This is a genomic window from Cetobacterium sp. 2G large, assembly GCF_014250655.1.
Classification (GTDB): domain Bacteria; phylum Fusobacteriota; class Fusobacteriia; order Fusobacteriales; family Fusobacteriaceae; genus Cetobacterium_A; species Cetobacterium_A somerae.
This window is the reverse complement of record NZ_JACHTH010000002.1, coordinates 103,338-117,025: the sequence shown is the minus strand read 5'-3', so window position 1 is coordinate 117,025 and position 13,688 is coordinate 103,338. Positions and strand designations below refer to the sequence as shown.

General features: G+C 26.5%; 7 protein-coding genes and 1 riboswitch. Of the genes, 3 read left to right on the top strand and 4 right to left on the bottom strand.

Features of this window, described 5'->3' with window-relative positions; all coding sequences use genetic code 11:
- Positions 1–97: 97 nt before the first annotated feature.
- Positions 98–667, bottom strand: coding sequence for a helix-turn-helix domain-containing protein (locus H5J23_RS00975; RefSeq protein WP_023050056.1), 570 nt, complete (start codon positions 665–667; stop codon positions 98–100).
- Between the two features lie 147 nt (positions 668–814).
- A riboswitch (purine riboswitch) is annotated at positions 815–911 on the top strand.
- Positions 912–992: 81 nt separating this feature from the next.
- Between H5J23_RS00975 and H5J23_RS00970 the strand changes: the two genes are divergently transcribed.
- Together H5J23_RS00970 and H5J23_RS00965 are read left to right on the top strand one after the other, a co-directional pair.
- Positions 993–1,742, top strand: a complete 750-nt coding sequence (locus tag H5J23_RS00970) for a 5'-methylthioadenosine/adenosylhomocysteine nucleosidase (RefSeq protein WP_185890457.1) — start codon at positions 993–995, stop codon at positions 1,740–1,742.
- A gap of 23 nt (positions 1,743–1,765) precedes the next feature.
- The gene (locus H5J23_RS00965) at positions 1,766–2,770 is read left to right on the top strand and encodes a hypothetical protein (protein WP_023050054.1); all 1,005 of its coding nucleotides are present in this window, start codon (positions 1,766–1,768) and stop codon (positions 2,768–2,770) included.
- A 61-nt stretch (positions 2,771–2,831) separates the two neighbouring features.
- On the opposite strand, the gene H5J23_RS00960 is transcribed toward H5J23_RS00965, so the two are convergent.
- The 3 genes from H5J23_RS00960 to H5J23_RS00950 form a co-directional block, all read right to left on the bottom strand.
- Positions 2,832–10,196, bottom strand: coding sequence for a discoidin domain-containing protein (locus H5J23_RS00960; RefSeq protein ID WP_185890455.1), 7,365 nt, complete (start codon positions 10,194–10,196; stop codon positions 2,832–2,834).
- Between the two features lie 11 nt (positions 10,197–10,207).
- Entirely contained in the window at positions 10,208–11,203 is a 996-nt protein-coding gene (locus H5J23_RS00955; protein WP_185890453.1) for a hypothetical protein, read from the bottom strand.
- A gap of 251 nt (positions 11,204–11,454) precedes the next feature.
- Entirely contained in the window at positions 11,455–11,919 is a 465-nt protein-coding gene (locus H5J23_RS00950) for a hypothetical protein (RefSeq protein ID WP_185890451.1), read from the bottom strand.
- A gap of 228 nt (positions 11,920–12,147) precedes the next feature.
- Here H5J23_RS00950 and H5J23_RS00945 point away from each other — a divergent pair, with 228 nt between their 5' ends.
- Positions 12,148–13,656: a hypothetical protein gene (locus H5J23_RS00945; RefSeq protein ID WP_185890449.1), complete on the top strand. Its 1,509-nt coding sequence runs from the start codon at positions 12,148–12,150 to the stop codon at positions 13,654–13,656.
- Positions 13,657–13,688: the final 32 nt, after the last annotated feature.

Genomic DNA, 13,688 nt, shown 5'->3' with positions numbered 1-13,688 from the left:
CCTTTTTAACAATCCCTAGTACCCGACATTTTTTTACTTAAAATTGACACTTATCTAACTTCTTTTAATATAAATACGACATGCTATATCTATAGTTTTAAAACTTCATTTCTAACTCTTTAAAAACTTCAATGTATTCTCTCTCTTCATCCTTTTTTATTTTTTTAGAACTACTGTTTAGAAAATATAAATTTAATACTCTCATATTATCCTCTATAAATACACTATAATACCCTCTTCCACCAAGTTCTTTTAATTTTTCATTTTCTAAAATTAAAGATCTTTGTGCTCTAAGTTTTATTGAATTAGTTTCTATTTTTAAATCTCTTTCAAGAATTTCAACTATTCTTATAACTATATCTAATTTTTCTATATCAAAATTAACTGGATGAACTTTTAATATATACCCCTTAGATATCTCTTCCATTAAACTCCAAGTTTCATCTAAAGAAAAAGCTTTTTTATGTAAATACCCTTCAATCTTTATCTCTAATTTTTGAGCGATTAATAGAAGTGTTTCAAACTCTACCTTCTCTGCCTCATTTTCTGCTCTATGAATAGTCTTTTCAGAAATATCGCAAATTTCAGCCAATTCCCTCTGTGTGATTTTTTTTACATTTCTAGCACTTTTTAATTTATCTTGAATTACAATAAATTCAGCTTTCACCAATCTCTCCCCCTCTTAATAAATATGTCTGTTTTATATAATGTGTCTTAATTCTAATGTATTTATACGCCAATTTCAACATTTAAAAATATTATTTTATTGCATTGTTAAAAAACTTATGATATCATTTTCTTAGAAAGAAAAAGTTATAAAAATCACAATTAAACTCATATATACTTGGGATTGGCCAAGAGTTTCTACGAACTACCGTAAATAGTTCTCTATGAGGGATAAATATAATCGCTAATAATGAGAGTATATATTCCCATAGGATTTATATGCTCTTTTTTTATTTTCTATAAAATTATTTAATGGGGAGAATTTAATGAAAAAACTTACACTACTTTTAACACTATTGACATCTACTTTAACTTTAGCTGAAAGAATAGCTATAATTGGAGCAATGGACTCTGAAATTAAAATTTTACTTTCTCAAATGAAAGATGTAAAAAAAGAGGAGAAAGCTTCTGTTACATTCTATAAAGGAAAATTAGAAAATAAAGACGTTGTAGTTTTTAAATCTGGAATTGGAAAAGTAAATGCTGCTATGTCAACAACTATTGCCATGGAAGAGTATGATGTAAATAAAATCATATTTACTGGAGTGGCTGGAGCGATTAACAACAATCTTAATATAACAGATGTAGTTATCTCTGATTATTTAGTTCAACACGACTATGATACCACAGTTTTTGGAACTAAAAAAGGTGCTGTTCCTGGTTCAGTAGATACAAAATTTTCAGCTGACGAAACTTTAATTAAAATTGCAAAGAACTCTGCAGAAAAAGTTTTAGGAAAAAATAAAGTTTATATTGGTACAATTGCTACAGGAGACCAATTTATTGCTGATAAAGCTACTGTTCAATCACTAGAAACAACTTTTGGTGCATGGGCTGTTGAAATGGAAGGTGCTTCTGTAGCTCACGTTGCAAATTTATATAAAGTTCCTGTTGTAGTTATTAGATCAATGTCTGATAAAGCTGATGGTAGTGCTCACATGAATTATAATGACTTTGTTACAATTGCAGCTGATAACTCTGCTAAAATTGTAATGACTATGCTTACACAAATGTAATTAAAATTCGGAGGGACAATACAATGAAAAATAAAATCTTACTTACTCTTATACTTTTAAATCTAACAGCTTTTGCTGCTACTGAACCTAGTTCAGCTATTGAAAAATTAAAACTTCAAGAGTTAGCAAAAACTTATCCAAAAGAAAAAATTGAAAAAAGTTTAAAAGGCTATAAAAATATTAAAACTGAATCTTCTGAATCTCTTTCACATAAAGCAGTTTTAGTTGATTTAAATATAACTTCAGTGGAAATGCTTAACCAAAAAAATTACTCAAGTATTACAGAATATGTTTCTGATTTTTTAGATAACAATGAAAACTCTTTAGGAAATATTTCTGATAAAAATATTTTTGAAAAAGTTTTAGTAAAATGGAATAATGTTGTTCCTGCAAAAGATAATCTTTTACTTGAAAAATTAAATGTAGCTTTAGCTAATGGCCTTATGACTGGCTACAATTTAAAAAATATCAATAACTATGCTAATTTTGATAAAAACCTTTCAGTAAGTTATGGTCATAATGATATTACACATGCTATACAGTTAATAGCTCTTTTAAAGGGTGAAGGTGTTGATGCCAAAGTTCAACTAGAACCTAAGACTTCTGCTTTCTTACATAATCCAAATTGGGGAGCTCCAAACTATACTCACATTATTTTAGAAGATGGAAAAATTGTTGTTACTCCTACAGAGTACGATTTAAAATTCCAATTCTCAAATAATAACGATAAAATTAAATTTACAAAACTTATTGACCTTTACGCAAAAAAAGATTCTAAAGATCAAGAGGGGTTAATTTATAAATCATGGTGGCAACCATTTATACAAACAGATAAAATTGAGGGATATCAAATGTTAATATCTCATTTAGTTAAAAATGGAGATTTTGAAGCTAATGTTCTAACTCTTCCTAAAAATTCAAAAGCTTTCATTGATTTTATGAAAAAAGGATCAAACTTAAAAGTTACAACTCAAGAGATTTGGGTAAACCCTGCTTTCTATAGATTTATGGAAGGGGATTATAAGTAAAATCAAATAAAAAGAGCCTCTGTAAAAAGAGGCTCTTTTTCAATAAAAGTTTAATATTATTTTATACTTTTTCTTTATAAATTTGATAAATTCTATTTTTTTCCTCTTCTCTAAACTCCTCTTGATTATCCCAATTTATTTTAGTTATGTCTATAGTAAATTTAGGATATTTACTAGATATCTCTACTGCTGATTCAGTTATTGGGAATTTATGTCTTAAGAAATAATCAGATGTATCTCTTCCAATAATCATTGACGACATTATCATCAACCTATCTGGAATACTAAATGGTTCTAATTCAATAGGTAAATGTCTCATTATATTATGATACTTCACAAAGAAATCTCCATCATTATAATACAATCTTAATTTAATCCAGAATGCCAACCTATAAAAGAATCCCATATCATAAATTGAAATCTCTGTATCTGCAATCTTTACTAATTCGGGAGCACATCTCGGATTTTTTAAATATTTAATTCTTGCTTCCTCTGCAAACCAGTTATTCATAACTTCTCCAAATAATCCCATATGATAATTAGAATCCATCTCGTGCCCAACCTCATGTCCAACAACCCATGACGAAGCAAAGTTTGATAAACCTTTGTTTAAAATTGCCAATGGATTATTCGAATATGCTGTATAGGCTCCTGCATAACATCCTCCTGCATGAGGATTTGCTGTTCCCCCTTCCCACATAAGTCTTCTATATGGTACTGCATTTTCAAAATATGTCCCAGCTTCTGCTATATAATATAAAAAATCTAAAAACTCATCTAAGATTTTTACTCTATCTGTTAAAGTTCCTAAAGGAATATTCTCTCTTAACCAATCATATCTTATTGCTGAAGTAAAATTCTTTCCTTCAATATATGCTGTATTTGAACTCACATGATTATCCTCTTTATATGTTAAGTTCCTTTCTTTACTGTAGAACTCATCTTCAGTTGTAAATCCATATTTATAATGTAATCCTGTTACTTCATCAGTTGTGTAAAGTCTTATCTCCTCTTCTCTTCCACCTTTACTTCCTCCATTTATAAATACATGACCTGTTTTATCTCCTAAGTTAACTATATTAATTCCTTTTTTAATATAAAATGTATGTTCACTTAAAGGTTTATGATCAGCTAAACTTAACTCTAATCTAAGGTCTTTATTACTTATAAATATCTGATTCGTATTTGGATAAATATAATAAGGTGTAGGATAAGCTCTTCCTGTAGTGCTTGTTTGTAGCTTTGAAAAATAATAATTTACATCATATTCTAATGCTTTCAATGTAAAAATATCATATCCTATGTTTTTGTTGTTGTCTAAAATATTTTCAGCTATTTTTAATTTTGTAGAAATAATACTCGTAGATGACAATGTTTTTGACTTTAGTCTTCCTACTAAATCTTTTGTTACATTTGAATTTAGTTTTGTAAACATCTCTTTATCTTCAAACATTTTTTCAACAATTTCATTAAACTTGTTATAGATATTGAATTCAACTTTATTTAAAATAACTTTATTTTCAACCGTCTTTTGTAAAATAATACGTATCTCTTTTGCTAATATCGATGCAAATTCTAAATTAACTAACGAAGTTGGTGAACTATTTTCATAATTTGCTAGTCTCTCCCAATTGTTTTGATTTTCACTTCTATAGAAAATTGAAGCACTATAAATTTTTCCAGTACTTTGACCTGCTATCTCACTTAAAATAGTTAAGCTATTAAATATTTTTTGGTTTTGGAATTTAAATATAACCTCTCCTAACTCTGAATTTTCATAGTAAGTTTCATTATTTCCATCTAAAATATTTTCTAATCCAGTTTTTTCCACACATGAAGTTTCAAGAGTTATTAAATCAACTGGATAAATATCTGAAATATCTTCATTATTATATAAATCTTTTTGATTTACTATTTTAAAATCTCCAGATTTAACTTTCCACTTTTCATCCTCATCTAAAACTAACTGAATCACAGGTTCTATTAAAATCTTTTCACCAAACTCTCCAAGAAGCTTTTGATTTTCTAAATCAGTAACTAAATTCAAATCTTTTATTATTTTTTTATTTCCTAAAGAATCTTTATAGTATACAGAAATATCTAAGATTTTTTCTGGTAACTCTTCAAATTTTATTTCTAAACCATTAGCTATTAAAAATTCACTGTTTTTTATTTGAAACTCTATTGGTTGTGATGCTTTTTCTATATAAAGTTTTTTTGCTAAAATTAACTTATCTATATACTCTTGTTTGAATAACTCTTTAGATAAAAGATTTCTTATTTCATCCAGTGTTACTGTATCTTTTAACTCTAAACACTCAGAAGTTTTAAATAAGTTATTTATTTTCTCCTCTAAAATATTATAAACAAATATTTCTAATTCATTTATCAGTGTCCAGTTATTTTCTCCTTGCTCAAAATCAATCCAGATTTCATCTGTTAAATATTTGTCTCCTTTTATTTCTAACCAATTGTTTAAATATTCTCCTCTTTCAAAACTTCCTAAGTCTACCCAACTACCATCAAAACTATTTTTTAAAGATATTTTATATTTTTGTAAAAATCCTGATGTAGCATTTCTATAACTCATAACTCTTCCAGCTTCAATTAGCATTGGTTTATTTAACTTTAAGTATATATAAGCTCCTGGTGTTTTCCTAAAGTGAACCTGTCCTATTAAATCTCCATCAAAAAGTTTTTCTATATCATTGTATCCACCATTTAATGCTGAGTTTCTTATACTGAAACTTTCTCTTTGAAGTCTAACATCTATATCTTCATCTATTGCAAACTCTTCTAAATTATATGAGTTTGTTTTTACTTGATAAATTTTTTGAATTCCATAACTTTGAGATTTTCCATAAATTACAATAGAAGCTTTATCTGTCATAATTTTTTCAAAATTAATTAAAACATTATCACCAATTATTTCAAATGGTACTTCATTTTCTCTTTTGTAACCATAGGTATCAACATATTTTAAATGTATTTTAGAAATCTCTCCCTCTGTTATAAACTCCACTCTATCAAAGATTTTTACTTCTTTTAACGGAATATCAAACTCCTCTGATTCAATACTTTCAAATAAAAATTTAGCTAATTGAATCTTCTTTATAAGAGCTGAATCTTTTTTTATTAAAGATTCTAAACCTAATATCTCTTCTAAAGTTACACCCGTTCTTAACTCCATAAAACTATTATCTTTAAATAATCTATCCACATCACATCTCAATGTATTAAGAGGACAAATTTGAATTTCGTTTATACAAACCCAATTACTTTCTGCATCAGTCACTCTTATTTTAATCTCATCTGTTAAATATGCACTATTCTTTACTGTTGACCAGTTATTAATAAACTCCTCATTAGAATAGTTTCCAAACTCTACCCACTCATCCATTAAAATGTTTTTTACAAAAATAGAATATCCTTTTACTATTCCAGGATTAGCACTTCTAAAACTATATAAATTTATTTTCTCTAAAAGTGTTTCTTTTGTTAGTTTTATTGTAATATCTGAGTAATCTCTAAATGATTTTGAACGATACTCTGTATTCATATTTTCATCAAAAGCTCTTTCTATTAAGTATGAGTTAGAGGTCGGATCTGATTCTGTTACTGTTATCTCATTCTTTGGAATATAGATTTCTACATCGTTATATATTGAAACCTCTTTCAAAGAATAAGTGTTTGCATTAATTGATAAAATAGAATCAACACCATAAACTTTAACTAAAGCATTCTCTCCATGTATTTTAGGTAAATTCAAACTAAATCTATCATTGTCTTGATCTAAATAATCAAATATTTTTTGAATCTTACATCCAAAATTATCTTCATATTCAAATACTATTCTTTCTAAATTTCCTGTAAATTCTAAATCAACTCTATCAAAAATAATATTTTTATCCACAGGAACTGCCTCTAAAATTGGAGTTTTTCTTTTAAAATATAACTCTAATGCTTTAGCTATAAGTTCTTTTAAATCTTCTGAGTTGCTTGCTCTCTCTTTTAATGCTCTAATTAATTCATAAGTTATACTATCTTTTAATGCTGCGTATGTTTCATCTGTAAATAGATTTTTTATTTCAGCTTCTAATAAACTATACTTATTTATTGCAAGTTCATTTATCAAAACCCAACCTCTATCAGCTTCTAAAATTCTTACACATATCTCATCTGTTAAATATGGAGAATTTTTTAAAATATGCATCTCTCTTACAAAATCTTCTACTTCTAAATACCCAAACTCTAACCATTTTTTAGAAACTGTGTCTTTTATCAATATCAGTACTTTTTTAATAAGTCCAGTTACTCCACTTGGGCTATCAAATCTAAAACTAGTGATTCCAATCTCATCTAGAATTGATGCCTCATTTAATTTTATATTTATATCTAGATTATTACTAAAAGCTCTTGAACGAAAATCTGTTCTTACATTTCCATCAAACATATTTGAGAGAGGATAACTTTCATGTACATTATTACAATTTACAGCTAATTGCTCATATGTTAATCTTTGATCTAAATCTTCTGCTAATGCAAACTCAGATATCTGGTGTTCTTTAAACTTTATATCTGCTAAATCTCTTGCACCATAAACATCTAATTTTATTCCTCTTGTATAAGCAAATCCATTAAGAACTATTGTGCCTTTATTTTCTAAAATATTAATATTGCAATCTTTAATTTGTAAATTATTATATGTGTCGTAGTAGCTTAAAATAATTTTCTCTAATTTACCAATAATATCAAACTCTATTTCAGAAAATATCCTTAACTCTCCAAACTCAACTTCTATACACTTTGGAGGTACTCCATCATAATATAGTTCAAAAGCCCTATTAATTAAGTCTCTATACTCTTGAGTTACTGTTACTAAATCAGATAATCTCTTTATCTCTTCAAAAGTTACATCACTTCTTAAAGTTGTCTGCCACTTATCAGCAAATAAATAATCTATCTGTGCTCCTAGGGTACTATAATTAAATATTTTAACTTCGTTTATACATACCCAATTTCTATCAGACTCATAAACTCTTAATATAATCTCATCTGTTAAGACTGGAGCAAATTTCAACACACGCCATTCATCATTATATTCCTCAACAGAGTAAGTTCCTAAAGATATAAGCCTATTACTACTTAAATCTTTTCCTAAAAGTTCAAATCTTTTTATAGAACCAGAAGTAAAGCTAGGATTAAATCTCGTACTTAGAATTTTAAACTCATCAATTATTCTCAAACTATCTAATTTAAAATTAAAGTCATGATGACCACTATAAGTTCCACTCATATGTGATTCAGATCTTTCATTTCCATCTAACATATTAGTTAGTGGAAAACTTAAGTTTTCATTTAATGTAGTTATCGTTATATTTTCTTTTAACAACTTTCTCTCTGTGTCTTCTACTATTGCAAAATTTTCAAATGGATATTCATTATAAGTTAATTCTCTTATTTCTGTTACACCATAAAGCTGAATATATAAATTTTTCGTTAAAATTTTAGAGGTATCAATTATTATATTTTCATTATTTTGAACTAATGGAGTTATTAATTTTATATTTTCATTTTGCGTATTTAAATATCCAATATAATTTTTTTCTACAATCCCATCTACTTTAAATTGAATATTATCTATAACTTTTAAATTTTCAAAATTTAATTCTAAAGTCGTAGGTGTTTTATCCTTATAAAATAACTCTTCAGCTATATTTAAAAGATCTATATACTCTTTAGTATTTGTTGCTCTTTTTCTTAACTCTTGTATCTCCCAATAAGTTACATTAGCTCTTAGTGATATAAAATTAGAATCTAAAAATAAACCTTTTATCTCTTTTTCTAAAAGACTATATTGATATATTTCAACTTCATTTATGCATATCCAATTTCTATCAGACTCGTATACTCTTAAAATAATTTCATCTGTTAAGGCTGGTGTAAAGTTTAATTCACGCCACTCATCATTATACTCCTCAACAGTGTAACTTCCTAAAGATACTAACTCTTCACTACTTAAATCTCTGTTAAAAACTTCAAATCTTTTTATAGAACCTGATGTAAAACTAGGATTGAATCTTGTACTTAAAATTCTAAACTTATCAATTATTTTTAAACTATCTATTTTAAAATTATAGTCATGATGACCACTATAAGTTCCACTCATATGTGATTCAGATCTTTCGTTTCCATCTAACATATTAGTTAAAGGAAATCTTGAGTTTTCATTTAATGTTGTTATATTTAAAGCTTCCCTTGAGATTTTTCGTTCACTATCTTCAGTTAAAGCAAAGCCATCTATAGGATATTCCTCATATATTACATCTTCAATACTATTCACTCCATAAATTTCAATATAAACCTCTTTAGCTAAAATTTTAGGAATGTTTAAAGTTTTTATTTCTCCACTTTCTATTATTGGTGTAGATATTTTTATATATTCATCTGCTGAATTTACATACTCAATATTATATAACTCCATTTCTCCAGAAGCTCTAAACCTTAAATTATTAATTACTTTTAAATTTTCAAAAGTTAATCTTAAAGTTGCTGGAGTCCTTTTACTTAAATATATTTCTAATGCTTTATTTAAAAGTTCTTTATAGTAATCTGTACTCACAGCTCTTTCTTTTAATCTAACTATATCCCAATATGCAACTTCAGATTTTATATCTACCAAAGACTCATCAGTAAATAAATTTAAAATATCTCTTTCAAGAGTTGAATAATTATATATTTCTATCTCATTTATATATGCCCATTTATTTTCTGAATCTTCAACTATTAACGTAACCTCTTTAGTTAAGTATGGTAATGTTTTAATTGTCATCCATTCATTTTTAAACTCTTCAGTAACATAAGTTCCAGCTTCAATCCATAATCCATCCATAGGATTTTTTACTAAAATTTTAAACTGCTTTATTAATCCTGAAGTACTGCTTCTATAACTCAAAATTCTTGCGCAATCAATTACTTTCTCCTCTGATAACACCATATGAACCCAACCGTAATTTGAATATTTTTTTAATTGAGCTTCTGTATTTAAGTTTCCATCAAAGGCTCTTGATATAGGTTTTGATGATTCCGCAGAAGAAGAAGTCACTGTTAAAGCTTCATATGATATTTTCTTTTCTATATCTTCATTGATACTAAAATTTTCTATAGGATGTCTATTAACTTCAATATCTCTAACTTCTAAAGTTCCTAAAATTTCAATTGATAACTCTTTAACTAATGTTTTAGCAAAACTTACTGTTATTAGATTTTGAGTTTGTTCCACAGCAAACTCTTGAGTCCTTTCATTTCCATATCCATCTAAATATTTTAAAATAACTTTTTCTATAACTTCATCACATAAAAAACTTATTCTATCAACTATACTTAAAGTTTCAATAATTTTTCTTGTATAACTATTCTTTAGCATATTTTCAACTCCTATTGATTTCTTCTTAAAATTTCATTAAACCTTCTTACCTCTTCTAATTGATATTCTCTCTGATTTTCATAAGTTACCCAATTTATATCCACATGAAGCGATGGATACTTTTCACATCCTTGAATAGTCTCCTCACTTAAAGAGTATACCTCTTTAAAGTATATTGAAAGATTTCTCTCTAATATTTGTGAAGCAACTAAAACTAAATTATCTAAAGTAGGCTCGATTACTCCTCTAATTAATTTAGGAATTAATCTCTCTGTTCCATGAACTAATCTAATTTTAGACCAAATATTTAAAGTCACATCCTCTACCTCTGGTTGTATTCTTAAATACCTTATATATAATTCTTGTTTTAATAAAAATTTAAAAACTTTAGAAACTTCAACTCCAACTATATTTTCATTGATAAATAACTCTCTAATTACATTACAAAAATCCTCATTAATAATATTTTGAATATTCTTATTAAAAAACTTTTCTGGAGAATTTGCAAAACTTAAATAACTTCCTAAATCTACTTTCTCATAACTAGCTTCTCTATCTATACTTTTTCCTTGTATAAAAAATGTTTTAAATGGAACTATGTTTTCACTGTATACATCTGTTCTTTCCATTAAAAAATAAATATAATCTAAAACTGTATCTAAATTTTCAATGCTTTGAATAAATTCACTTTCATTAAAATTTTCAACTATCCACTTTTTAGATAAACTAGCATTAAAACTCTTTCCTGCTACAAAAATATTTTTATCTAAATTTTCATCTTTTAAAACTTGTGAAAATCTATTGTCTCCTAATTTAAAATTTGTTTTTTCAATAGGATTATAAACAACCATTTCTAAATCTACTCTATTATTAATTAAATAAAGATCTCCAGAAATATCTTTAGAATAAATTATATTCATTCCCTTTCCTAATCGTTCTTTTTTCCATATGATATCTTTTCCAATTTCATTTATTATATAAATATCTGTTGATTTATCTGTTACCAAAAGAAGTTCTCTTTGCTTTTCTACAAAGATATTAAGTGGAGTGATTACTAATGGCTTATTACTCTTTAAATTCTCAAAGAATTCTTCTGCTGAAATGTCCTTTTCAACTCCTTGAATTTTTATAGTTTTTACTGTTTCTATAGCTCCATTTAGACGAATATATTTTCCAACTTCACAAAGTTCTCCTATAAAATTATAATCCTTATTATTGATTTTAAACTCTCTTATATCTTTTAAAGAATAACTTTCTATTATTTTTTACAATCTATATCTTCAAAGATTTCCAATAATTTCTCTTTTAAGTCTTCTCTTATATAAAATTCAATATTATTTATTGCTACTTTTTTCGAAGATGAAGCATGAATTCTTAAACACATATTTTTAGCTAAAATTGGTTCAAATTTAGCTATTCTAATACCTTTAGAACTATATGTATTTGAAACATATATGCTTCTCCATTCTTTTGCTGAACTGCTATTTTTATATAAAATCTCATATTTAGTTATTTTTCCATCATCATTTGTTGGATGATTTGTAAAAAAATCAACCCTATCTAAAACAATACTCTCAGGAAATTCAAAATAAATATCTTTTGGATATTTTCCATCTGCTACTGAAAGAAATAATGTATCCATATTATTATCAACTATATGTTGTAAAAAGTTTTCACCATCTGCTATTAACGCACTTGAAATTTTAATTAGTTCTTTATTCATTTCCCCTCCTTTTTAAAACTTATATGAAACAATTCTACATAACGATATAAATTAAGTCAAACTTTTTTATTATATTTGACAAGTTAACCCTCTAACTTTTCAATAAGAATATTGATTTAATAAGGATTGTACTAAAACATATAAATTTTATATAAACTTTTTTAAAATAAAATGTTATCATTATATCAATAACAATTTTGAATTTTTATTACATGGAGGTATTTAGATATGAAAATTTTTTGGTATGATGATAACAAAAATAATTTTAATTATTTTGAAGAGATTATTAAAGATGGAAGTATTGACCAAACTTCTTTAATCCAAAATATAATTGATTCGCATATAGGAGAAGAGATTAAAGTTCCTACAGGAACTTATTTGATAACCCATTTAAATATACCCAATGGAACCTTTTTAAGAGGGGAATTTAATACTATTTTCAAAAGCAACTTAAACAGTAATATCATTAGAATTCTTTCTAATGTAAATTGTATCATTGAAAATATTCATGTTCTTGGAAATAATGAAATCATAAGACCCTCAATAAAAGGAAATCAAGTTGGATGGTATTTAGACGGATGTTTATCTGTTACCTTAAATAACTGTTCTGCTAGTGGGTGTAATGACTCTGGTATAAAAATTAAAAATACTGGTGCACAATCGGCTCCTCAATATTATAAAATACCAATTTTAAATAATTTTAAAGCTTATAAAAACTATATTGGTATAAAAAATGACGTTAGAGGTGAATACTCTCAATTAAATGGATGTATAGCTGGAGAAAATTACATTGGATATTTTACTGGTGGTGGAAATAATATGGCATCTAATTGCCAATTTAACAGAAATCAAAATGGTGCTAGAGTTGTAGGTGGAACAACTGATGGAATCAACTATCCTAATAATTCCCATGCTTCATTTACAGGGTGTCAATTTAATCATAACATTGAAGAATCTATACGATTTGAAAATGTTGAAGTTGGTTATATGTTAAATGGATGTCAATTTTTTGATGGAGATATGATTTTTAAAGGAAAAACAAAGGGTGTTGTTATCAACGGAAGTGAAGGTGGAACTTGGAGTATAAATAGTGATTCTAAAGAACAAAATATGATTGCTAACTCTTTCTTTTATACAAAACCTAGTGGGAATTGGAATACAACAATCATTCATAAAAATAATATTGGATCTGGAGCAATTATAGAAGATAATAATTCACCATCTTTTAATGAAAAATCTCTAATTTTTAAATCTAGATATGATTTATTCAAAACTTCAAATAGAGGCATCAATAGTTGGAAAAGTGGTGGTCCTTATATATTTTGGGGTTCTAAAGACATTGTTGTTCCCCCAAATAAATATGTAGGTTATATTTTAGTTAGATTAGAAAATATTAGTACTAATTTTGAGAAAGAATGTTTTTTAGCTGCTATTGATGCTTCTTCTGAAATTTGTGTCGAAATTTTAGCTGAAAGTTATTTTCCTGAAGTAATTAATTTAGATGGTGTGAATTATGCTTTAATACCTGTTAAAAAGCAATTTAACACTCATATCTTCTTTATAGCTGGAGTTAATCGAGGTTCTTCTGGCAACGAGGCTGGAATGGCATATGGTAGAGTCTCATCTACTAATAACTTTGCTTTTTTCTCTGACAAGTCTCCATCCCTTGAACAAAAGATTGTTTTGAATACAAATTCAATAAATTGTGAATTAATTATTTGTCAAGATTATCGATAAATAAATTTATTAATAAAAAAATAAAACTGTTA